Source organism: Geodermatophilus sp. SYSU D00710, assembly GCF_054050195.1.
Genome location: NZ_JBJGYX010000012.1, coordinates 34,041 through 56,030 on the forward strand (window position 1 = coordinate 34,041; position 21,990 = coordinate 56,030).

20 protein-coding genes are annotated in these 21,990 nt (G+C 77.2%); 14 read left to right on the top strand and 6 right to left on the bottom strand.

The window, feature by feature from the left end; translation table 11 throughout:
* Positions 1–18 precede the first annotated feature (18 nt).
* Complete coding sequence (locus ACI78U_RS07810; protein ID WP_456874723.1) at positions 19–1,035, bottom strand: site-specific integrase; 1,017 nt, start codon at positions 1,033–1,035, stop codon at positions 19–21.
* 126 nt (positions 1,036–1,161) lie between these two features.
* Between ACI78U_RS07810 and ACI78U_RS07815 the strand changes: the two genes are divergently transcribed.
* From ACI78U_RS07815 to ACI78U_RS07840, 6 genes are all read left to right on the top strand, one after another.
* A complete protein-coding gene (locus ACI78U_RS07815; RefSeq protein WP_456874724.1) occupies positions 1,162–2,361 on the top strand; it encodes a hypothetical protein in 1,200 nt (399 codons plus the stop codon).
* Between the two features lie 45 nt (positions 2,362–2,406).
* Positions 2,407–3,468, top strand: a complete 1,062-nt coding sequence (locus tag ACI78U_RS07820; protein WP_456874725.1) for a DUF2855 family protein — start codon at positions 2,407–2,409, stop codon at positions 3,466–3,468.
* Positions 3,469–3,577: 109 nt separating this feature from the next.
* Entirely contained in the window at positions 3,578–4,603 is a 1,026-nt protein-coding gene (locus ACI78U_RS07825; RefSeq protein WP_456874726.1) for a 3-oxoacyl-ACP synthase III, read from the top strand.
* Positions 4,600–7,194, top strand: a complete 2,595-nt coding sequence (locus tag ACI78U_RS07830) for an alpha/beta fold hydrolase (protein WP_456874727.1) — start codon at positions 4,600–4,602, stop codon at positions 7,192–7,194. Before ACI78U_RS07825 ends, ACI78U_RS07830 begins: the two co-directional genes overlap by 4 nt.
* A gap of 2 nt (positions 7,195–7,196) precedes the next feature.
* Positions 7,197–8,171, top strand: coding sequence for an NAD-dependent epimerase/dehydratase family protein (locus tag ACI78U_RS07835; protein WP_456874728.1), 975 nt, complete (start codon positions 7,197–7,199; stop codon positions 8,169–8,171).
* 180 nt (positions 8,172–8,351) lie between these two features.
* A complete protein-coding gene (locus ACI78U_RS07840) occupies positions 8,352–8,753 on the top strand; it encodes a RidA family protein (protein ID WP_456874729.1) in 402 nt (133 codons plus the stop codon).
* A gap of 67 nt (positions 8,754–8,820) precedes the next feature.
* Here ACI78U_RS07840 and ACI78U_RS07845 read toward each other — a convergent pair whose 3' ends face one another.
* Positions 8,821–9,477 carry a response regulator gene (locus ACI78U_RS07845; protein WP_456874730.1) on the bottom strand — a complete coding sequence of 219 codons (657 nt, stop codon included), beginning with the start codon at positions 9,475–9,477 and terminating at the stop codon, positions 8,821–8,823.
* Positions 9,474–10,787 (bottom strand): sensor domain-containing protein, encoded by a 1,314-nt coding sequence (locus ACI78U_RS07850; protein ID WP_456874731.1) that lies wholly within the window; start codon positions 10,785–10,787, stop codon positions 9,474–9,476. The genes ACI78U_RS07845 and ACI78U_RS07850 overlap by 4 nt, the downstream gene beginning before the upstream one ends.
* A 189-nt stretch (positions 10,788–10,976) precedes the next feature.
* Between ACI78U_RS07850 and ACI78U_RS07855 the strand changes: the two genes are divergently transcribed.
* From ACI78U_RS07855 to ACI78U_RS07865, 3 genes are all read left to right on the top strand, one after another.
* Entirely contained in the window at positions 10,977–11,909 is a 933-nt protein-coding gene (locus ACI78U_RS07855; RefSeq protein WP_456874732.1) for an ABC transporter ATP-binding protein, read from the top strand.
* Positions 11,906–12,697 carry a hypothetical protein gene (locus ACI78U_RS07860; RefSeq protein ID WP_456874733.1) on the top strand — a complete coding sequence of 264 codons (792 nt, stop codon included), beginning with the start codon at positions 11,906–11,908 and terminating at the stop codon, positions 12,695–12,697. The genes ACI78U_RS07855 and ACI78U_RS07860 overlap by 4 nt, the downstream gene beginning before the upstream one ends.
* Before the next feature lie 61 nt (positions 12,698–12,758).
* Positions 12,759–13,268: a phosphohydrolase gene (locus ACI78U_RS07865; RefSeq protein WP_456874734.1), complete on the top strand. Its 510-nt coding sequence runs from the start codon at positions 12,759–12,761 to the stop codon at positions 13,266–13,268.
* Between the two features lie 121 nt (positions 13,269–13,389).
* Here ACI78U_RS07865 and ACI78U_RS07870 read toward each other — a convergent pair whose 3' ends face one another.
* Positions 13,390–13,518 carry a hypothetical protein gene (locus ACI78U_RS07870; protein WP_456874735.1) on the bottom strand — a complete coding sequence of 43 codons (129 nt, stop codon included), beginning with the start codon at positions 13,516–13,518 and terminating at the stop codon, positions 13,390–13,392.
* A gap of 111 nt (positions 13,519–13,629) precedes the next feature.
* Here ACI78U_RS07870 and ACI78U_RS07875 point away from each other — a divergent pair, with 111 nt between their 5' ends.
* The 3 genes from ACI78U_RS07875 (at position 13,630) to ACI78U_RS07885 (ending at position 17,379) form a co-directional block, all read left to right on the top strand.
* Positions 13,630–15,051: an ATP-binding protein gene (locus tag ACI78U_RS07875; protein ID WP_456874736.1), complete on the top strand. Its 1,422-nt coding sequence runs from the start codon at positions 13,630–13,632 to the stop codon at positions 15,049–15,051.
* A 106-nt stretch (positions 15,052–15,157) separates the two neighbouring features.
* Positions 15,158–16,876 carry a PHA/PHB synthase family protein gene (locus tag ACI78U_RS07880; protein ID WP_456874737.1) on the top strand — a complete coding sequence of 573 codons (1,719 nt, stop codon included), beginning with the start codon at positions 15,158–15,160 and terminating at the stop codon, positions 16,874–16,876.
* 53 nt (positions 16,877–16,929) lie between these two features.
* Positions 16,930–17,379, top strand: coding sequence for an AAA family ATPase (locus ACI78U_RS07885; protein WP_456874738.1), 450 nt, complete (start codon positions 16,930–16,932; stop codon positions 17,377–17,379).
* Here the strand turns inward: ACI78U_RS07885 and ACI78U_RS07890 are convergent.
* A complete protein-coding gene (locus tag ACI78U_RS07890; protein ID WP_456874739.1) occupies positions 17,363–18,103 on the bottom strand; it encodes a VOC family protein in 741 nt (246 codons plus the stop codon). The genes ACI78U_RS07885 and ACI78U_RS07890 overlap by 17 nt on opposite strands.
* Positions 18,104–18,200: 97 nt before the next feature.
* Between ACI78U_RS07890 and ACI78U_RS07895 the strand changes: the two genes are divergently transcribed.
* Entirely contained in the window at positions 18,201–18,398 is a 198-nt protein-coding gene (locus ACI78U_RS07895) for a DUF559 domain-containing protein (RefSeq protein WP_456874800.1), read from the top strand.
* Between the two features lie 40 nt (positions 18,399–18,438).
* Complete coding sequence (locus ACI78U_RS07900) at positions 18,439–19,944, top strand: DUF222 domain-containing protein (protein ID WP_456874740.1); 1,506 nt, start codon at positions 18,439–18,441, stop codon at positions 19,942–19,944.
* A gap of 63 nt (positions 19,945–20,007) precedes the next feature.
* Here ACI78U_RS07900 and ACI78U_RS07905 read toward each other — a convergent pair whose 3' ends face one another.
* On the bottom strand, positions 20,008–21,969 hold the full coding sequence (locus ACI78U_RS07905) for a 3-oxoacyl-ACP synthase III family protein (protein ID WP_456874741.1): 1,962 nt from the start codon (positions 21,967–21,969) through the stop codon (positions 20,008–20,010).
* Between the last annotated feature and the right edge of the window lie 21 nt (positions 21,970–21,990).

Here is a 21,990-nt window from a genome sequence, read left to right on the forward strand (position 1 = left end):
CGCCGCCCGGCCGGCGGGTCAGAGACCCAGCGAGCCCGACGCGGGGTCGGCCCAGCGGCTGGAGGCGTCGTAGGTGCGGACCACGAGCGACCGCCACCGCCCGGTGCGGCTGATCTCCTTCTCGGACACGCCCTGGGCATAGGCCGTGGTGGCGAAGCCGCGCCGCAACGAGTGCGGCGAGAGGCCCTCGGCCGAGACCCCGGCGCGCCGGGCGGCCCGCTCGAGCACCAGGTCGACGCTGCGGGTGGTCAGCGCGGTGGACCCCAGCTGCTGGCTGTGCCCCTTGCCCACCGACCGGAACAGCGGGCCGGTGGTGACGCCCCGCTCGGCCAGCGCGGCCCGCCAGGCCTGCACCGCCCGCACCGGGCAGGTGACCTCGCGGACGCCCTCGGCCAGGGCGAGGACCTCCCCGGCGCCGTCCTGGTCGGTCTTGGAGAACCGCAGGAGGACGTCGAGGCCGCCGTGCCCGGCCGGGGTGAGGTCCTCGATCCGCAGGGCGCACAGGTCCGAGGCCCGCAGCCCCAGCGCGAAGCCGACCAGGATCAGGGCACGGTCGCGCAGCCCGGCGAGGGTCTCCGGCAGGTCCTCGACCAGCGCCCGCACGGTCGCGGTGTCCAGCGCGCGGGCTCGCCGGGGCCGGTGGCCGGCGCGCACCGCGGTGCGGCGGATGCCGGCGAGGGTCCGGCGGACCCCCTCGCTGTCCCCGGGGGCGGGGTGCCCGGCCGTGCGGTGGGCGTCGTTGAGCGCCGACAGGCGGCGGGAGACGTAGCCGGGGCTGCGGCCGTCGTCGGCCATCGCGGCGAGCCAGGCGGCGACGAGGAGCGGGTCGGCGGGCAGGGCGCTGGGCAGTGACCGGTCGGCGCACCAGGCCGCCCAGGCGCGCACGTCGCGGGCGTAGGCGTCCCGGGTGGAGCCGGCCTGCGCCGCGGCGACGTAGGAGCCTACGGAGGTCAGGTCGCCGGGCAGCAGCAGCCCGCCGTCACCCAGCGGTGACGCGACGACGGCCCCCTCCCCCGGCTCATCTGGCTTGGTCATCCGCGTCCTCCCCCGAGCGGATCGCTTCACAGAATAGGTGCTTCTCGGAAGTGAAACGCGCCGGCCCTAGAGGAAACGATGGAAGGTAGGATGGGTGGGCCGCCCATCCGACTATCCTCGCCACGCATGACGGAGCCGAGCGGCGACGGAGAGCCCGACCGCGGCACGACCACGTGCGCCTTCCCCGGCTGCCCCGCCCCGCCGCGGCCCCGGGTGGCCGGGCGCAGCGGACCGTCACCGCGGTTCTGCGAGCGCGCGGACCACAACCCCGAGACCGCCCGGCGGGCGCGCGTGGCGGCGCAGCGCTCCCCCCGGCCCGTCGCCGCCGCGGTGGCGCCGGCCGGCGACCTGCCCCCCGAGGGCCGGGTGCGGCAGCTGGTGGGCCGGTGGGTGGTGGCGGCGCGGGAGGCGGCGGCCGCGGCCGACACGCAGGCGGCCCTGCTCACCGCCGCCCTGGAGGCGCTCGAGGAGTACCGCGACGAGGCGGCCGTGGAGGCGCGGCTGGCCCAGGCCCGCTCCGACGTCGACGCCGCGCACGCCGCCCAGCTGCGCGCCGAGGAGGAGGCCCGGCTGGCCGGGCGGCTGCGCGCCGAGGCCGAGGCCGCCCGCCGGGCGGCCGAGCAGGACGCCGCCGCGACCCGCACCGCCGCCGACGAGCAGGTCGCCGAGGCCCGGGCCGAGGTCGGCCGGCGCACCGCGGCCGCCGAGGAGGCGCACCGGGCCGCCGAGCGAGCCCGCGAGGAGGCGGAGTCGGCCCGCGACCTGGCCCGGCAGGCGGAGACCGCCGCCGCCGAGCGGGCCCGCGACGCCGAGGAGCGCCGACGGGCGGCCGAGCGCGACGCCGGGGAGGCGCGCGACGCCGCGCGGCGGGCCCGCGCGGACGCCGCCCGCGAGCACGACGCCCTCGTCGAGGCCCGCGCCCGGTGGAGCGTCACCGAGGCCACGCTCACCGCGACCGTGCAGACCCGCACCGACGAGCGGGACGCGGCCCTCGCGGCGCGGGACGGCGCGCGGGCCGAGGCGGCCGCCGCCCGCGAGGAGACCCGCGGCGCCGTGCGCGACCGGGACGCGGCCCGCCGCGCCGAGCAGGACGCCCGCAGCCGGGCCGGCGAGGCGACCGACCGCGCGGCGGCGGCCGAGCGCGAGCGGCAGGAGGCGCTCACCGCCGCGGCGCTGGCCACCCAGCGGGCCGGGGACGCCGAGCGCCGGGCGGCCGCCGCCGAGGCCGGCGCGCGCGACGCCCGCGAGCGGGTCGGCGCCCTGACCGCCGAGGCCGGCGCCCTGCGCGCCGAGGTCGAGGCGCTGCGCGCCCGCTCCGGGGAGTGACCGCGCGGCGTTGACCCCCGTCGCCTCCACCGGCACGGTGACGGGGTGACTCCTGCCGGCTGGGCCCTCGAGGTCGCCCGCGACGACCTCACCCGCACCTCGATCGTCGGGACCGACGTGCCCGAGCCCGCCGACGGCGAGGCGGTGCTGCGGGTCGACCGCGTCGGGCTGACCGCCAACAACGTCACCTACGCGGTGCTCGGCGACACCCTCCGCTACTGGGAGTTCTTCCCGGCCGCCGACGGCGCGGGCCGGGTGCCGCTGTGGGGGTTCGCCGAGGTCCTGGCCTCCCGCGCCGACGGCGTCGAGGCCGGGCAGCGGGTCTACGGCTACCTGCCCCCGGCCAGCCACCTGCTCGTGCGCCCGGAGCGGGCCGGCCCGCACGGCTTCCGCGACGGGAGCCCGCACCGGGCAGGGCTGCCGGCGGTCTACAACGCCTACGCGCTGACCACCGGCGACCCCGCCTACGAGCCCGGGCGGGAGGACCTGCAGGTGCTGTTCCGGCCGCTGTTCCTCACCTCGTTCCTGCTCGCCGACCAGCTCGCCGGGCAGTCCGCCGACGTGGTCGTGCTGTCGTCGGCGTCGAGCAAGACGGCCTACGGCACGGCGTTCCTGCTGCACGGCGGCAAGGCGGAGGTCGTCGGCCTGACCGGCCCGGCCAACGTGGCGTTCACGACCTCACTGGGCTGCTACGACCGCGTGCTGTCCTACGACGACGTCGGCGGGCTGGACGCCGCGCCGACCGCCTACGTCGACCTCGCCGGGAGCACGCCGCTGCGGCGGGCGCTGCACGAGCACCTGCGGGCCGACCTGGTCCTGGACCTGGTGGTCGGCGTGACCCACCAGGACACCAGCCCGCCGGGCGCGCTCCCCGGCCCGCGCCCGGTGGTGTTCTTCGCGCCCGACCGGATGGCCGCCCGCGTCGCGGACTGGGGACGGACCGGGTTCGCCGAGCGGTTCGGCGAGGCGTGGCGGCGGTTCACCCCCGCCGTCGCCGGCTGGGTCGACGTCCGGGAGTCCGCAGGGCCGGACGGCCTGCGCGACGTCTGGCTGGAGGTGCTCCGCGGCGGCGGCGACCCCCGGACCGGCCACGTCGTCCACCTGTGAGTGACCCCGTGCGACGGTCGGTGTACCGCTGCCGCCGCCGGGTAGAGCCCGCTGGACCTGGGCGGCCAGCGAAGGAAGCCCGCCCACCTGCGCACACGACTGGACCCGGATGACCGGCAACGCCACGCACCGCTTCAGCAACACCACGATCCTGACCGTGCAGACGGCGGACGCCTCCCAGGTGGTGACCTCGGACGCGCTCGACGCCCGCCTGGTCGACACCTACCGGCGCGTCGGTCTGCGGCCGGGGCTGCTCGAGCGGCTCGCGGGCATCAGGGAGCGCCGCTGGTGGGCCGACGGCGTCACCTTCGTCGACGGCGCGGCCACCGCCGGGGCCAAGGCGATCAGCGAGAGCGGCGTCGACCCGGCGCAGATCGGGCTGATGGTCAACACCTCGGTCAGCCGCAAGCACCTCGAGCCCTCGACGGCGGTCGCCGTCCACGACGCGCTCGGGCTGCCCAGCTCCTGCCAGAACTTCGACGTGACCAACGCCTGCCTCGGCTTCGTCAACGGCATGGAGCTGGCCGCCGCGATGATCGACAGCGGGATGGTGGAGTACGCGCTGATCGTCAACGGCGAGGACTCGCGGCCGGTGCAGGAGCGCACCATCGACCTGCTCAGCCGCCCCGAGACCTCGGCCAAGGACGTGATGGCGCACTTCGCCACGCTGACGCTGGGCTCCGGCGCCGCGGCGATGGTCCTCGGCCCCGCCGACCGGCACCCGGAGGGGCACCGCCTGGTCGGCTCGGTCAGCCGGGCGGGCACCGAGCACCACCAGCTGTGCACCGGCGACAACGACGGCATGCACACCGACCTCAAGGGCCTGCTCGCCGCCGGGCTGTCGCTGTCGGAGCAGCTGTGGGCCGAGGCCGCGGCGGAGTTCGACTGGGACCGCGGCATGGACCGCTACGTGGTCCACCAGGTCAGCAAGGTGCACACCCAGGCGATGTGCGACCGGTTCGGCATCGACCCCGACCGGGTGCCCACGACCTTCCCGACCCGGGGCAACCTCGGGCCGGCCTCGGTGCCGTTCACGCTGGCCAGCCAGGCCGGCACCCTGGTCGACGGCGACCGCGTGCTGCTGATGGGGATCGGGTCGGGGCTCAACGCCTGCTGCCTCGAGATCGCCTGGTGACGGCGGGGACGCCGGCCGGCCTGCCGGGGCTCGACCCGTCCTGGTCGCGGCGGCTGACCGTCGCCGACGCCGGCGGCGAGGAGCACACCTGGCACGTGCTGGACACCGGTCCCCGGGAGGGCGCGGCCGGGACGCTGCTGTGCGTCCACGGCAACCCGACCTGGTCCTACCTGTGGCGCCGGCTGCTGGCCGACCCGCCGCCGGGCTGGCGCGTCGTCGCGCCCGACCAGCTGGGCATGGGCTGGTCCGACCGGCTCGACGCGCCGCGCACCCTGGCGCAGCGGGTGGCCGACCTCGGGGACCTCACCGCCGCGCTCGGGATCGACGGCCCGGTGGTCACCGTCGCCCACGACTGGGGCGGGATCATCTCCCTGGGCTGGGGGCTGGAGCACCGCGACCAGCTGCGCGGCGTCGTGCTCACCAACACCGCGGTGGCGATGCCCGAGGGCGACCTCGGGCCGGCGCTGATCCGGCTGGCGCACGCGCCGGGCATCCGCGCGACGGCCACCGTGGGCACCCCGGTGTTCGTGCGGGCGGCGACGGCGCTGTCCCGGCCGGCGCTGCCCGCCGAGGTCCGCCGGGCCTACGCCGCCCCCTACCGGTCGGCGCGCCGCCGCCGCTCGGTGGGCGACTTCGTCGCCGACATCCCCTTCCGCGAGGGGCACCCCTCGCGGGCGGTGCAGGAGGCGATCGCCGAGGGCGTGCGCACGCTCGACGTCCCGGCGCTGCTGCTGTGGGGTCCGCGCGACCCGGTGTTCGGCGAGCGGTACCTCACCGACCTGCGCGACCGGCTGCCGCGGGCGCAGGTCCACCGCTACGAGGGCGCCTCGCACCTGCTCCCCGAGGACGCGCCGCAGTACGCGGCGGCCGTCGTCCAGTGGGTCACCGACCTGTCCGCCGGGGCGCCGCCCACCCGCGACCCCGCACCACCGGGGGACGCGCCCGCCCGCCCGTGGGCGGCGCTGCGGGACCGGTCCGGCGACGCCTCCCCGGCGGTGGTGACCGTCGGCGGCGCCGCGGTGAGCTGGGCGCAGCTCGCCCGCCGGGTCGAGGACCTCGCCGCCGGGCTGGCCGCGGCCGGCGTCCGCCCCGGGCACCGGGTCGCCCTGCTGCTCGAGCCCTCCCCCGACCTGACCGCCGCGGTGTACGCCGTGTGGCGGGCCGGCGCCGCCGTCGTCGTGGCGGACAAGGGGCTCGGCTTCGCCGGGATGCGCCGTGCCCTGCGCGGCGCGGCCGCCGACCACGTCCTGGGCGCCGCCCCCGGCCTGCTGGCCGCGCGGGCCATGGGCCTGCCCGGCACCCGCATCGCGGCCGGCCCGCTGACCCCCGCCCGCCGCCGGGCGCTCGTGGCCGCGCACGACCTGGCGGAGCTGGAGGAGCGGGGCCGGACGGCGCCGGTGCCGCCGGAGTGCCCGCCGGACACCGACGCCGCCGTCGTCTTCACCTCCGGCGCCACCGGCCCGGCCAAGGGCGTCGTGTACACCCAGCGCCAGGTCGGCGCCCAGCTGGACCTGGTGCGCCGCACCTACCGGCTCGGGCCCGGTGACGCGCTGGTGGCCGCCTTCGCCCCGTTCTCCCTGCTGGGACCGGGCCTGGGCATCGCCTCGGCGGTCCCCGACGTCGACGTCACCGCGCCCGGCACGCTCACCGCCGCGAAGCTCGCCGACGCCGCGGCCGCCGTCGACGCCACGGTGGTGTTCGCCGCCCCGGCCGCCCTGCGTCGCGTCGCCGCGACCGCGGTGGAGCTGACCGCCGACCAGCGGTCGGCGCTGCGCCGGGTCCGGCTGCTCATGTCGGCGGGGGCGCCCGTGCCGGCCGCGCTGCTGCGCTCGCTGCACGACGTCGTGCCGGCGGCGGAGGCGCACACCCCCTACGGCATGACCGAGGCGCTGCCGGTCACCGACGTGTCGCTGGACGAGATCGAGAAGGCGGGCCCCGGCGAGGGCGTGTGCGTCGGCCGGCCGGTGACCGGCGTCGAGGTGCGGCTGAGCCCGCTGTCGGCCTCGGGCGCCGCCGACGGCCGGCTGACCGCCGCGGCCGGGGTCACCGGCGAGGTGTGCGTGCGGGCCGCGCACGTCAAGGACCGCTACGACGCGCTGTGGGCCACCGAGCGGGCGGCCTCCCGCGACCCGGGCTGGCACCGCACCGGCGACGTCGGCCACCTCGACGAGGAGGGCCGGCTCTGGATCGAGGGACGCCTCGCGCACGTGGTCACCACCGCCGCGGGCGTGGTGACGCCGGTGGGCGTCGAGCAGCGCGTCGAGCAGCTCGACGGCGTCGCGGCGGCCGCCGTGGTCGGCGTCGGGCCGGCCGGCGCGCAGGTGGTCGCGGTGGTCGTGGTGCCGGGGACACCTGCCCCCGGCACGCCCGTCCCCCGCCGCGGCCGCTCGCTCACCGTGGCCGGCGCCGACCTCGCCGCCACGGTCCGGTCGGTGGCCGGTGTCGACGTCGCGGCGGTGCTCGTCGCGCGCCGGCTGCCGGTCGACGTCCGGCACCAGTCGAAGGTCGACCGCGCCGCGCTGGCCCGCCGGGCCGCCCGGGTCCTGGCCGGCTCCCCCGTCCGCCGGCGGCGCCGGGCCCGCACGCCGTGAGGGTGCTGGTCACCGGGGCCAGCGGGATGCTCGGCCGGGCCACGGCCGAGGCGCTGCTGGCCCGCGGCGACGACGTCACCGTGCTGCAGCGCCGCCCCGCGGGGCTGCCGTGCACCGAGGTGCTCGGCGACGTCGCCGACGGGTCCGTCGTGGCGCGGGCGGCCCGCGGCTCCGACGCCGTCGTGCACCTCGCCGCCAAGGTCGACGTGACCGGCCGGTGGCGCGAGTACCAGCGGGCCAACGTCGAGGGCACCCGCACCGTCGTCGCCGCCTGCGCCGCCGAGGGGGTCGGGCGGCTGGTCCACGTGTCCTCACCGTCGGTCGCGCACGCCGGCGACCCGCTCTCCGGAGCCGGCGCGGACCCCGCGGACCCGGCCGCGGCGCGGGGCCACTACGCGCGGTCGAAGGCACAGGCGGAGGTGCTCGCCCTGGCCGCCGACTCCCCCGGCCTGGCGGTGCTCGCCGTGCGGCCGCACCTGGTGTGGGGCCCCGGCGACGAGCAGCTGGTGGCGCGGATCGTCGCGCGGGGCCGGGCCGGCCGGCTGCCGCTGGTCGGCTCGGGCGCGGCGCTGGTCGACACCACCTACGTCGACAACGCCGCCGCGGCCCTGGTCGCCGCCGTCGACGCGTGCGGCCCGGTCCACGGCGAGGCGCTGGTGGTCAGCAACGGCGAGCCCCGCCCGATCGGGGAGCTGCTGACCCGGCTGTGCGGCGCGGCCGGCGCACCGGGCCCGCGGCGCCGCGTGCCGGCCCGGGCGGCGTGGCTGGCCGGCGCCGTCGTCGAGGGGGTCTGGGCCGCGACCGACCGGCGCTCGACGCCGCCGCTGACCCGCTTCCTCGCCGAGCAGCTGAGCACCGCGCACTGGTTCGACCAGCGGCGCACGCGGGCCGCGCTCGGCTGGCGCCCCGAGGTGTCCCTCGAGGAGGGCTTCACGCGGCTGGCCGCCTGGTACGCCGCCGCCGACCGGCCGGCCTGAGGACACCGGGTGCCTCCGGCGCCGGCCGGGTCACGGAGCGAACCGCTCGGGGTGCGGAGGGTCGACTCCGGCGCCGTGTCGGCCGGCCGCGGGGAGCGCGGGCACCGGGTCCGTCCCGCCCGGGCCACGCTGACCTCCGCGTCGCCACCAGCGGGGTGGCGAGTGGAGGGGAGGACCGCCATGGCCGCCACCCGGACACCGGTGAACCCCTGGTCGTGGTCGTTGGACTACGGGATCGACCAGGGGCAGCTCGTCGAGCACGCCGGCCGGCTGCTGGTGGTCTCCGGGCAGGCGGCCACGGCCGCCGACGGCACGCCGCAGCACGAGGGTGACCTCCCCGCCCAGGTGTCGCTCGCCCTCGACAACCTCGAGACGGTGCTCGGGGAGGCCGGGATGACGCTCGGCCACGTGGTCCGCCTCACCGTCTACGCCACCGACGTCGACGCGATGGTCGGGTGCTGGGAGGAGCTGGTCGGGCGGTTCGGAGCGGCCGGCGTGCGGCCGACCAGCACGCTGCTCGGGGTGACCCGGCTGGCCTTCCCCGAGATGATGGTGGAGATCGAGGCCACCGCCGTCGACTGAGCGACTCCCGCCGGGTCCTGTGCCGACCGGGGCACCGGACGCGCGGCGGGGACCCGGTCCGGCCGCCTCACGGCGTCATGAAGCCGCGCTCGTAGGCGGCGATCACCGCCTGCGTCCGGTCCCGGGCGCCGAGCTTGAGCAGCACGCTGCTGACGTGGGTCTTGACCGTCTCGCGGCTCAGGTGCAGCCCCGCGGCGATCTCCGCGTTGGACAGGCCGCCGGCGACCAGGCGCAGCACGTCGGCCTCGCGCCCGGTGAGCTCCGGCATCGCCGCCGCGCCGCGCGGCCGGGCCGGCGTGTGCGCGGCGATCAGCCGCCGGGTCAGGTCGGGCAGCACCAGCGAGGTCCCCCGCGCCACGACCCGGATCGCGTCGACCAGCTCGTCGGGGTCGGACCGCTTGAGGGCGAAGCCGCTCGCCCCGGCCTGCAGCGAGCGGAACAGGTAGTCGTCGTCCTCGAAGGTGGTCAGCACCAGCACCCGCGGCCGCTGCGGGTCGCGGGCCACCAGCTCGGCGGTGGCGGCGATGCCGTCGAGGTCGGGCATCCGCACGTCCATGAGGACGACGTCGGGGTCGGTGCGGGCGGCGACCTCGAGCGCCTCGCGGCCGGTGCCGGCGTCGCCCACGACGGTGAAGCCGGGCTCGCTCTCCAGGATCACCCGCAGACCGGAGCGGACGAGCACGTCGTCGTCGACCAGCATCAGGCGCAGCGCCGGCGCGGTCACGCGGCGCCCGGCAGCGGCAGGGTGGCGCGCAGCTCGAACCCGCCCGACGGTGTCGGCTCCGCGGCCAGCTCCCCGCCGGCGGCCGCCACGCGCCCCCGCAGGCCCGCCAGGCCCCGCCCGCCGCCGGGTCCCGGCCGGCTGTCGAGCTGCGAGGCCCGCTCGTTGCAGACGCGGACGACCAGGACGCCGTCCCCGCGCGCCACCTGGGCCACGGTGAGCGGGCACCCCGCGTGCCGCAGCACGTTGGTGGTGCCCTCCTGGACGACGCGGTAGGCCAGCTCCTGCAGCGGTGCCGGGACGTCGTCGACCTCGCCGTCGACCACCAGCGCCACCGGCAGGCCGCCGTCGCGCAGGCCGGCGAGCAGGTCCTCGAGGTCGGCGAGCGCGGGGGCGGCGAACGGGGCCGGGTCCCGCGGCGCGCCGGCGTCGCGCAGCACGTTGAGCACCCGGTCCAGCTCGGCCAGCGCGGTGCGGGTGTTGGTCTCGATGTGCTCCAGGGCCTGCCGGGCGAAGTCCGGCTGCACCGGCCGGTCGCCGACCGGGGTGAGCGTGCGCCGGGCGGCGGTGGCCTGCAGCAGGCTGGCGGTCAGCGCGTGCCCGATGGTGTCGTGCAGGTCGCGGGCCAGCCGGTTGCGGTCGGCCAGCCGGCGGGAGGTCTGCTGCAGCGCGGCGATGTGCTGCTCGGGTGCGGTCCCCAGCAGCCGGGGGGCCGCCGCGGCGGCCAGGCGCACCAGGACCTCCAGCACCAGCAGCGTCACCCCGACGACGGCGGCCATGAGCGCCAGCAGCGGCAGCGCGGTGACGGCGTTCCAGTCGGTCTCCCACCCGAGCGCGACGAACGCGGCCGCGCCGAACAGCAGGGTCGCGAACGTGGCGGCCCCGAGCAGCACCCGGGCGCCGAGCCAGCCCAGCGCCCGCCAGGTGCCGGCAGACAGCACGAGCCGCCGGACCTGGCGGACGGCGCCGCGCTGCCGGCGCACCCGCTCGCCGGTGGGCACGTCCACCGCGAGCAGGGTGCGCGCCAGCCGCCGCTCCACGCCGGCCAGCCCGCGCGCCACCGCGAGCACCAGCAGGACGAGCAGCACGCCGACGCCGTAGACGATCGCGACCACCGAGCCGACCAGGCCGGCGAACAGCGCCGCGTACGCCGCGGCGAGCGGCAGCGAGGCCAGGGCGTAGAGCGCCCGCCCGGGCCAGCCGGGGCGGGCGGCGACGAGCAGGGCGCGCACCCGGGGCCCGAACGCCCCCGGCCGCCCGGGCGGTGGCGAGGTCGCGGCCGCCGTCGTCCAGGTCGCCGTCGTCCGGGTCATGGTGCGATCGTGGCCCGCCGGGCGGCCCGGCGACTCCCCCGCCGGTGCACTTCCGGCCTCCCCCGCCGGGGGGACCCGGGTCGGCGCTGCGGGGTGATCCGCACCGGCGGCCGGTCCCGACACCCTCGTCGTCATGACTCCTGCCTCCCCGCGGCGGTGCGACCGCCGCCGTCCTCCGGGGCCGCGCACGTGATCACCGTCCGCGGGCTCACCAAGCAGTACGGCGCCGTGCGCGCCGTCGACGACCTGACCTTCGACGTCCTGCCCGGCCGGGTGACCGGCTTCCTCGGGCCCAACGGCGCGGGCAAGTCCACCACGATGCGGATGGTGCTGGGCCTCGACCGGCCGACCGCCGGCCGGGCGCTGGTCGAGGGCCGCCCCCTGGCCGGCCGGGGCGAGCCGCTGCGCACCGCCGGCGCGCTGCTCGACGCCGGCGCCGTCCACCCCGGGCGCAGCGGCCGCGACCACCTGCGGGTGGCCGCCCGCACCGCGGGCATCCCGGTGCGGCGGGTCGACGAGGTGGTCGACCTGGTGGGGCTCGGCCCGGCGGCCCGGCGGCGGGTCCGCGGCTACTCCCTCGGCATGCGCCAGCGGCTGGGCATCGCCGCCGCGCTGCTCGGTGACCCCGGCGTGCTGCTGTTCGACGAGCCGATGAACGGCCTGGACCTCGACGGCGTCCGCTGGGTCCGCGGCCTGGTCCGGCAGCTGGCCGGTGAGGGGCGCACGGTGCTGCTGTCGAGCCACCTGATGAGCGAGATGGAGCAGACCGCCGACCACCTGGTCGTCGTCGGCCGCGGCCGGCTGGTCGCCGACGCGTCGGTGGCGGAGGTGCTGCGCGGCAGCGGCGCCGGGCAGCGGGTCCGCGTCCGGACGCCGTCGGCCGGGCGGCTGGCCGAGGCGCTGCGGCGGCAGGGCCTGCGGGTCACCCCCGCCGACGACGGCGATCTGCTCGTCGACGACGCGGCCGCGGAGACGGTGGGCGACGCGGCGCTGGCCGCCGGGGTCGCCGTCCACCGGCTCGCCGAGGAGCGCGCCTCCCTCGAGGAGGCCTACCTCGACCTGACCGGGCCCAGCGTCGAGTACCGGGTGGCCGACGCCGCGCCGGTCGGGGCACCGCGGTGACCGCCGCGACGCTCGCCGCCCGGCCCGCGGAGCCGGGCACGCCCACGGTCCTGGCCCGGGCCGCGGCGGCCGAGTGGCTGCGGCTGCGGACGGTCCGGACGACCTGGTGGTGCCTGCTCGCCGCCGCGGTCACCGTGGTCGGCCTCGGCGCCCTGGCCGCCTACGACGAGGCCGACGCGCCGCAGGCCGTCGGCGGTGCCCTCCCGGCCACGTTCGCCGGCGAGTTCGGCGTCCTGCCCGGCCAGTTCGCGCTGCTCGTGCTGGCGCTGCTCGCGGTCACCGCCGAGTACGCCACCGGGGCGATCGGGCCGACGCTGCAGTGGACGTCGCGGCGCGGTGTGCTGTTCGCGGCACGGGTGGCGGTGCCGGTCGTCGTCGTCACCGTCGCCGGTGTGCTGCTGGCGCTGGCCGCCGACGTCGCCGCGTGGTCGCTCGCACCGGAGCTGACGCTGTCGGCCGCGGAGCTGGCCGACAGCCTGGGCCGGGTCGCCGCGGTCCTCGCCTCCGGCGGCGCGCTGGCCGTGGGCGCCGGGCTGCTGCTGCGCAGCACCGCCGGGGCCCTCGCGGCGGTGTTCCTGTTGCAGCTGGTGCTGCCCCTGCTGCTGCCGGCGTTCGGGGTGCAGTGGATGGCCGACCTCGGCGAGCTGCTGCCGGGGTCGGGTGCGATCTGGACGCTGCTCGGCGAGCCGGACATGTCCGCGGGGAAGGCCGCCGCGCTGCTCGTGGGCTGGTCGGCCGCCGCGCTGGTGGCCGGCGGGTGGTCGCTGCTGCGCCGCGACGCCGGGTGATCCCGGGCGCCGCGGGCCCCGCCTGACCCCGGGGCCCGCGGCGCCCGCCTAACCTCGCGAGGTGGCCTTCACCGTCGCCGACGCGCACCTCCTCGCGCTGGCGGCGCACGAGGGGCAGGTGGACGAGCAGGGCCGCGACCTCTATCTCGCGTCCCTCCGGCCGATCGCCGAGGCGCTGCGCCGCTACGGCCCGCACGCCGAGATGGCCGGGCTGCTGCGCGACGTCGTCGAGGCCACCCGCGACCACCCCGACCCGGCCCGCCGCTACGACCTGCACCGGCTGCGCGCCCTCGGGGTGCCGGAGGTCGTCGTCGAGGCGGTCGACGCGGTCACCCCGCGCCCCGGGGAGCCCTACATCTCCGGGCTGATCCGCCGCTCCGCCGCCCACCCGCTCGGCCGCCTGGTCGGGCTGGCCGAGAACAGCGCCGCGCTCGCCGCCAGCGCGCACCTCGCCGCGACCGACCCGGCCAAGGCCCGCAGCCTCCGCGAGGGCCGCTACCGCCCGGCCCGCCGGATCCTGCTGGCCGCCGAGGCCGCCGACGGCGTCCACGGGCGGCGCGTGCTCGTCTGAGGGGACGCCGAGCGGCGTGCTCACCCGGCGGCCGTGGCCTCGCGCAGGTCGGTGACCGCCAGGACGCGGCCGATCGGGTGGACCTCGATCTCGGCGTCCTCCGTCGGCGCCGCCACGACGGTCAGCCAGCCGGCAGGCCCGAACCGGACGATCCGCCCCGGGAGTTCCAGCTGCCGCGTCGGGTCCGCCAGGTCTGGACCACGACCCGGCCGCGGTAGAGGTGGCGGTCGTCGACGGTGGTGATGTCCATCGGGACAGCCTCCTCCGGCGCCGCGTCGTCGGTGCCGTGTGCGGGGGGCTGTCGGGGACCGGGCGAGGCGAGCATGCTCCGGGGCGTCGCCCGGCCACCGGAGGGGGAACCATGCCCGCAGACCTCGACGACCTGCGCGGGCTGGGCCTCTTCGCCGGCAGCGACGACGACCAGCTGCGCGCGCTCCTCGACGCCGGCACCGAGGTCGAGTTCGCGTGCGGCGACGTCCTGTTCGAGGAGGACCACCCGGCGCTGTCCTGGTGGGTGCTGCTGCAGGGCTGCATCGACCTGATCCGCCACGTCGGGCCGGACGAGACGCGGCTGGGGACCATGGACGTGCCCGGGCGCTGGGCGGGCGGGTTCCGGGCGTGGGACGAGCACGGCGCCTACCTGGCCACCGGCCGGGCGACGTCGGCCGGGCGGGTCCTGCGGGTCCCCGCCGACGAGCTGCGCCGGCTGTGGGCCGCGCGCTTCCCGCTCGGCCTGCCCCTCATCGAGGGCGTGTCCCGGTCGGCCCGCAACTACGAGTCGATGGCCCGGCAGCGCGAGGCGCTCGCCGCCCTCGGGAAGCTGGCCGCCGGGCTGGCGCACGAGCTGAACAACCCCGCCGCCGCGGCCACCCGGGCGGTCGACGCGCTCGGCGAGGCCCACGCCGACGTGCTCGCCGCGATGCGCCGGCTCACCGCGGCCGCGGTCACCGACGAGCAGTTCACCCACCTCGACGCGCTGCGCCGCGACCTCGACAGCCGGCCGCCGCTGGCCCCGATGGCCCTCGCCGACCGCGAGGACGAGCTCGCGGACTGGCTCTCGGAGCACGGGGTGACCCGCGACTGGGTGCTGGCCCCGACCCTCGCCGGGGCCGGCGCCGACGTCGCGTGGGCCGAGCAGGTGGCCGCGGCGCTCGACCCGGAGCGGCTCGAGGCGGGGCTGGACTGGGTGGCCGGCACGCTGACGGCGACCGGGCTGCTGGCGGAGGTCAAGGAGTCCACCCGGCGGATCTCCGAGCTGGTCGCGGCGGTCAAGTCCTACTCCCAGCTCGACCGCGCCGCCGTGCACCTGACCGACCTGACCGAGGGGCTCGACAGCACCCTGGCGATGCTCGCGCACCGCATCCCCGCCGGCGTGACCGTCGTGAGGGACTACGGCGCCGGGGTGCCTCGCATCGAGGCCCTCGCCGCCGAGCTCAACCAGGTGTGGACCAACCTCCTCACCAACGCCCTGGACGCCATGGGCGAGGCGGGGACGCTGCGCGTCGCCACGCGCCTGGAGCCGGACGCGGCGGTGGTCGTGGAGATCGGTGACACCGGCGGCGGGATGTCGGCGGAGACCCAGGCGCACGCCTTCGACCCCTTCTTCACGACCAAGGGAGTCGGGCAGGGCACCGGGCTGGGGCTCGACATCTCCCGGCGGATCGTCGACCGGCACGGCGGGGACATCGCGATCGACCTCCGGCCGGGCGAGACGGTGCTGCGGGTGCGGCTGCCCACCCGGGGCGTGGCCGCGGCCCACCGGCGGGCGGGCGCCGGGGCCTGACCGGGCCGACGGCGGCCGGGCGGAGCCGGTCCCCGGCCAGGGCTCCCCCGCACCGGCGGACGCCGGTACGGTCATCGGCGTGTGATCCGGCTCACAAGGGGGTCCCGTGACGACGACACCACCACGCCCGCGTCCCGCACCCGGCCGGAGCCGGGAGGAGGACCCCGCGGCGACGACCGTCCCGGTCGAGGGCGGCGAGCCGGTCCCCCTGCCCACGACGCGCGGCATGGTCCGCGGTGTCGTGGCCACCCTCGCCCAGCCCCGCCCGCTCGCGCGGGAGACGGTGCGGCTGGGACGGGACGCCGCCCGGATCCTCCGCGGCACCGACGAGATCGCGCCCGCCCCGAAGGACGCCCGCTTCGCCGACCCGGCGTGGTCGCTGCACCCGGGCTACCGCCGGCTCGCGCAGTCCTACGTGGCCGCGTCGGCGTCCCTGCGCCGCCTCGTCGACGACTTCGAGGCCGGCGGCGCCGACTGGCGCGAGGTCGAGCAGGTGCGCTTCGTGTTCAACGCGCTGACCAGCGCGATGGCCCCCACGAACACGCTGGCCGGCAACCCGGCGGCGCTCAAGCGGGCGTTCGACACCGCCGGGCTCAGCCTGCTCCGCGGCGCCCGGAACGTGCTGCGCGACCTGGTGCGCAACGGCGGGCTGCCCGCCCAGGTCGACCGCAGCGCCTTCGAGGTGGGCCGGGACCTGGGCGTCACCCCGGGCGCCGTCGTCCACCGCGACGACGTCGTCGAGGTGGTCCAGTACACGCCGTCGACCGAGCGGGTGCGGACCCGCCCGCTGGTCATCGTCCCGCCGCCGATCGGGCGCTTCTACTTCCTCGACCTGCGGCCGGGGCGCAGCCTGGTCGAGTACGCCGTCAGCCGGGGCCTGCAGGTCTTCATGGTCAGCTGGCGCAACCCGACGCGGAAGCAGGCCGAGTGGGGCCTGGACGAGTACGCGCAGGGCGTCGTCACCGCCGTCGACGTCGCCCGGGAGGTCACCGGCTCCCCCGACGTCACCACCCTCGGGCTGTGCGCCGGCGGGCAGGTCATGACGACGGCGCTCAACCACCTCGCGGCCACCGGCGACGACCGCGTGCACGCCGCCGGCTACGCCGTCACCCTGCTCGACTTCGCCAGCCGCGCCCCGCTCGGCGCGTTCTCCGGCCCGCGGCTGCTCGAGGTCGCCCGGCGCAACTCCCGCCGGCAGGGGGTCATCACCGCCCGGCAGATGGGCTCGGTGTTCACCTGGATGCGCCCCGACGACCTGGTCTTCAACTACCTGGTGCGGCAGTGGCTCATGGGCGAGGACCCGCCCGCGTTCGACATCCTCGCGTGGAACGCCGACGGCACGAACCTGCCCGCCCGGCTGCACGAGCAGTTCCTCGAGATCTTCCGGGACAACGCGCTGGTCACCCCCGGAGCGCTGCGGGTGCTCGGCACGCCGGTGCACCTGAGCCGGATCACGATCCCGACTTTCGTGACCGGCGCGCTCACCGACCACCTCACCCCCTGGGACGGCTGCTACCGGACCACCCAGCTGCTGTCGGGGCCGAGCACCTTCGTGCTCAGCAACAGCGGGCACATCCAGAGCCTGGTCAACCCGCCCGGCAACCCGAAGGCGCGCTACTGGACCGGCGGGGAGCCCGGACCCGACCCGCACGCCTGGCGGGCGGCCGCCGAGGAGCACACCGGCAGCTGGTGGGAGCCCTGGTCGGACTGGGCGGTCGAGCACTCCGGCGACGAGGTGCCGGCGCCTTCCGCGCTGGGCAGCGCGGCCCACCCGCCGCTGGAGCCGGCGCCGGGCTCCTACGTCCGGGACCGCGTGCCCTCCTGAGGTCCGCCGTCGCGCTCCCCGGGCCCGCCGGTCCGGCGGCTACGGTGCCCGCGATGACGCGGGTGCTGGTGACGGGGATGTCGGGCGTGGGGAAGACGACGCTCCTGGACGAGCTTCGCCGCCGGGGACACCGGACGGTGGACACCGACGTCGACGGCTGGGAGCTCCCCGATCGCACGTGGGACGAGCCGCGCATGAGCCGGCTGCTGGACACCCACCGTGACGTGGTCGTCTCCGGCACGGTGGAGAACCAGGGCCGCTTCTACGACCGCTTCGAGCACGTCGTGCTGCTCAGCGCGCCGCTCTCCGTGCTGCTGGGGCGGGTGCGGACCCGGGCGGGGAACCCCTACGGCCGGACGCCGGAGGACCGGGCCGAGATCGCGCGCGACCTCGCGGATGTCGAGCCGCTCCTGCGCCGAGGCGCGGGCCTCGAGCTGGACGGACGACGCCCGGTGGCCGAGCTCGCCGACGTCGTGGAGGGGCTGCTCAGCGGCGGACCGTGACCCGGTCCGGAGGCAGCACGCAGAACTCGTTGCCGTCGGGATCGGCCATCGGCACCTCGTGGGCGTCGCTGCGTCCGGCGTCCAGCCGGGTCGCCCCGAGCGTGACCAGCCGATCGACCTCGGCCCGCTGGTCGCCATCGGGTGGTGGCGCGACGTCGAAGCGCAGCCGGTTACGGCCCGTCTTCGGGGCCACGGGCGGACCGCCCCAGGTGATCTTCGGGCCGCCGTGCGGTGAGCGGATCGCCGTCTCCTGGTCCTGGTCCCACACCAGCGGCCACCCGAGCGCGTCGCGCCAGAAGTACCCGACCTGCTGCGACCCGTCGCATGCGAGCGCGCCGATGAAGCCGCAGTCGGCGAGGAAGCCGTTGCCCGGCTCGATGACGCAGAACTCGTTGCCCTCCGGGTCGGCCAGCACCACGTGCTCCTCCTCCGGGAGCTGACCGACGTCCAGGTGCCGGCCGCCGAGGTCCAGCGCCCGCGCCACCGTCTGCCGCTGGTCCCCGAGGGAGGCGCTCGTGAGGTCGAGGTGCACCCGGTTCAGGCCCACCTTGGGCTCCTGAGTGGGGACGAACCGGATCCCGAACCCGGTGTCGTCGGGAGGCAGCAGCCCGACGGCGCCGGAGGACTCCTCGGCGGTCTCCCAGCGCAGGACGCCGGCCCAGAACCGTGCGAGACGAGACGGGTCGATCGCGTCGAACTCCAGCGCGACGAGGCGGCACGTCATCCGCTCGCACCTCCGTTCCGGGCTCCCGGGGAGCAGGGGCTCCTCCCCCACGCGAGCGGCGCGACGCTAGGAGCCCGGGAGACGGTGACGCAACACCATTGCCGAGGCGGACGGTCCCGCGGTCAGGACGCGCATCATGGGCCGCGACCGCCGCGCCGACGCCGTCCTCACCGGGCTGGGCTGGCGGGTGCTCCGGTTCTGGGAGCACGAGGACCCCGACGACGTCGCCGACGCGATCTGGGTCGCGCTGGGCCGGACCGCCGACCTCGTTGCTGGTCCCCGTCCGCCGTGCTGACCTGCGCAAATTGTCGTACCCGCTCCGTAGGTTCGGCGTCGTGGAGGAGGTCGCCGGTGCCGGGTCGCTCGTGGAGCGCGCGCTGGTCGAGGCGAGCCTGCACCGGCCGGTCCGGCTGGCGCGGCTGCCGGTGTCGCTGTTGTCTCGGGAGCAGAAGGCGGCCGAGCTGCAGCGGGTCGCCGCGCTCAAGGCGATGACCGCCGCCTACGAGGCCGAGCTGGTGCTCGGGCTGGCCGACGACAGTCCCGATGACGACGATCCGCCGCCGGGCGCGCCGGGTGTGCGGTCGTGGAAGCCCGACACCGAGCTGCCCGGGGTGTCGGAGTTCTTCACCGCCGAGCTGGCGCTGGTGCTCAACTGCGGCCGGGGCACCGCCAACCACCTCGCGCACCGGGCGTGGGTGTACCGGGAGAAGCTGCCCGCCACCTGGGCCGCGCTGGCCGCCGGCACCCTCGACGAGGCCCGCGCCCGGGCGCTGGGCGACGTGCTCGAGCACGCCCCGGCGGGGATCGCCCGGCGGATCGAGGCGGCGCTGCTCCCGGAGGCCGCGCAGTGGACGGTGGGCCGGCTCAAGAAGCAGGCCCTCGCCCTGCTGCTCGACCTGGACGCCGACGCCGTCGGCCGGCGGAAGGAGCAGGCGAAGCGGCGCGCCGATGTGCACATCGACCCCTCCCCGCTGGAGGGGATGGCCACGCTGGCCGCCGAGCTGCCCGCCGAGGTGGCCGCCGCCTGCGAGGCGGTCATCGACGGCCTGGCCCGGATGCTCAAGGCCGACGGCGACGAGCGTCCCATCGGCGAGCTGCGCTGCGCGGTGTTCGCCGACCTGATCCAGCGGCCCTGGCAGACCGACCGTCCGGCGGTGACCGCGCACCTGACCATCATCGCCGGCCTCGCCGCGCTGGCCGGCCACCGCCAGGAGGCCGGGGAGGTCAACGGGCTACCCATCACCGCCGCCCACCTGCGCGAGCTGCTGGCCGAGTTGGACGCGCTCGGCGTGCGGGCGCCCGAGGGCGGGTCGGTGACGGTGGCGCTGACCGACGCCGACGGCACGCTGCGGGCCACCGGCACGCTGGACCGGCTGCGCCGGCTGGCCGCCCGCGGCTGCGACCGCCACCGGGGCCAGGAGTGCGGGTGCCCGGTGCTGGACCGGCCCGACCCGGTCGACCGCTACACGCCGTCGGCGGCGCAGCAGGTGTTCGTGCGCACCCGCGACCGCGCCTGCCGGTTCCCCACCTGCGGGCAGCGGGTGGGCTGGGCCGACGCCGACCACGTCGTCCCGCACGCCTGCGGCGGGGTCACCGACTGCGCCAACCTGTGCTGCCCGTGCCGGAGCCACCACCGGCTCAAGACCTTTGCCCGCGGCTGGCGCTTCGTCATGGGCCCCGACGGCACCCTGACGGTCACCACACCGTCCGGCATCACGAGAACGACCCGGCCACCCGGGGTGCGACCACCCCCGGCAGCGGCAGCGCCCGACCCGCCACCGGACGACACCAGACCACTCCCTCCATCCGCTAACCCGGCCGACGACCCACCGCCCTTCTGATCCCGCCCGAGCAGACGTCCCGGCCCGGTCCCGCACACCGGGCCGAGACCCCGGCGCGGGCGGTCAGCCGAACGCCTCCTGCATGCCCTCCGAGGCCGACCGGGTCTCGTCGGACGGCGGAGGGGTCGGCATGTCGGCGCCCTGCTCGTGCGGCGCCGACGGCGTCGAGACCGCGACCACCGCCGGGTCGACGCGCAGCACCGCGTACCCGGCCACGGCACCCGCACCGAAGCCAGGCGCGAACACCCGCACCGGCTCGGTGATGACCCCGTCGCGCACGGCGTCGTGGATCGCCAGCGGGATGCTCGCCGACGACGTGTTGCCGACCTGGTCGATGTCGAAGTAGAGCTGGTCGGCCGACAGCCCGGCCCGCTCGGCCAGCTGCACCACCATCGTCTTGTTCGCCTGGTGCGGCACGATCAGGTCGATCGCGTCCATCAGCGACCCGTCCCGGCCGTCGGGCGCCGGCAGCTGCTCGAGCTCCTCGATCATCTGGCCCAGGTAGCGCCCGGCGAGCGCCTTCACCTGCGGGCCGAACACGGTGATGTTGTTGTCGAACTCCGGGTTGGGCCACAGGATCGAGTTGACCTCGCTCGCCGGGCCGCTGGCGTAGGTCTTGAGCACCTCGACGTCACCGTCGCTGCCCTCGGGCGCCGGCCCCACCACCAGGGCCGCCGCGCCGTCCCCGAAGATCATCCGCGACGTCCGGACGTTGCCGATCTTGTCCGAGAACTTCTCCGCGCAGACCACCAGCACCGGCCGCTCCACCTCCTGCAGCAGCCGGGTGGCGTCCGCGACGCCGTAGGGCATGCCCGCGCACGCGGCGATCAGGTCGTAGGCCGCGTACACCTGGTGCATGCCGAGCTGGCCGCACAGGTAGGTGGCCAGCGACGGGATCAGCCGCGAGCTGGTGCACGTGCACACCAGCACCGCGCCGATCTCCTCCGGCTCCCGCCCCGCCTTCGCCAGCGCCCCCTCGGCCGCCTGGAGGGCCAGCTCCTCCAGCGGCAGCGAGCTGTAGCGGCGCGCCTCGATGCCGGTCTTGGCCGCGATCTCCGCGGCGCTCATCGGCGACCAGTTGTAGGCGGTGTTGCGGATCAGGTCCTCGTTGCTGCACACCTGGTCGCCGTGCACCGCCACCAGCGCCTCCAGCCGCGGGCGGACGGCGAACCGCGCCCGGACGTCGACCGCCGGGAACGGCCGCACCGGCGGGCGCGACTCCCGCGGCGCGGGCGCGTGCCGCGGCGGGACCGCGGCGCGCAGCCGGCGCAGGAACCCGCGCACCTCCTTGTCCCGCGGGTGGAACGCCACCACCCAGTCGTCGTCGCGGAGCGCGCCCGCCTCGGCCAGCTCCACCTGCGAGCGGTCCCAGGGGTACTGGTTGTGCAGCACCATCGCCCAGCGGTGCAGCGCCTCGAGCTCGGGCACCTCCTCGTCGCAGTCGACGATGTCGTCGTAGCTGTAGACGGGGTGGTCGGGGTCGTAGGAGGCCAGCCGGAAGGTCAGCGCGCCCGACTGCTCGAGGAACTCGCCGACCGTCGGCTTGACCGCCGGCAGCGTGGTGGCCTGGTGCCGGCGGTGGCCGTAGACGTCGAAGAGGACCCCGAAGACCCGGTCCTCCACCTCGGCGTCCCACCGCGCCGGCAGCGTCGGGTACGCCTGCTCGACGGCGGCGATCTTGGTCTCGCCGTCCTCCCACGGCCGCAGCACCGGCAGGAACACGTCGTCGCGGGTCCGGGGGACGTCGGCCCAGCGGGTGGGCCGCTTGTCGTACATCGTGATCGAGAACCGGTTGGCCCAGAACAGGTTGAGGGCGACGTCCCGCATGAGGTCGTAGCGGGTCGCGTAGGCGCCGGTGCGCACCTTGTTCAGGATCTCGGTGCCGCTGGGCGCCTTGGTCTCGAAGTCGCGCCGGATGACGCTGTCGAGCTGGTCGAGCGTCTCCAGGGTGGAGAAGTCCAGCTCGGGCATGACGTTCGAGGGGAACACCATGCGGCCGTGCCGGTTCAGGACGAAGGCGTTCACGGGAGGTCCTCCCTGTCGGGG

Bases quoted from the DNA above. Each gene is read 5' to 3' on its own strand.
- ACI78U_RS07810 (WP_456874723.1), bottom strand. From the start codon at position 1,035: ATGACCAAGCCAGATGAGCCGGGGGAGGGGGCCGTCGTCGCGTCACCG.
- ACI78U_RS07815 (WP_456874724.1), top strand. From the start codon at position 1,162: ATGACGGAGCCGAGCGGCGACGGAGAGCCCGACCGCGGCACGACCACG.
- ACI78U_RS07825 (WP_456874726.1), top strand. From the start codon at position 3,578: ATGACCGGCAACGCCACGCACCGCTTCAGCAACACCACGATCCTGACC.
- ACI78U_RS07840 (WP_456874729.1), top strand. From the start codon at position 8,352: ATGGCCGCCACCCGGACACCGGTGAACCCCTGGTCGTGGTCGTTGGAC.
- ACI78U_RS07850 (WP_456874731.1), bottom strand. From the start codon at position 10,787: ATGACCCGGACGACGGCGACCTGGACGACGGCGGCCGCGACCTCGCCA.
- ACI78U_RS07870 (WP_456874735.1), bottom strand. From the start codon at position 13,518: ATGGACATCACCACCGTCGACGACCGCCACCTCTACCGCGGCCGGGTC.
- ACI78U_RS07875 (WP_456874736.1), top strand. From the start codon at position 13,630: ATGCCCGCAGACCTCGACGACCTGCGCGGGCTGGGCCTCTTCGCCGGC.
- ACI78U_RS07885 (WP_456874738.1), top strand. From the start codon at position 16,930: ATGACGCGGGTGCTGGTGACGGGGATGTCGGGCGTGGGGAAGACGACG.
- ACI78U_RS07890 (WP_456874739.1), bottom strand. From the start codon at position 18,103: ATGACGTGCCGCCTCGTCGCGCTGGAGTTCGACGCGATCGACCCGTCT.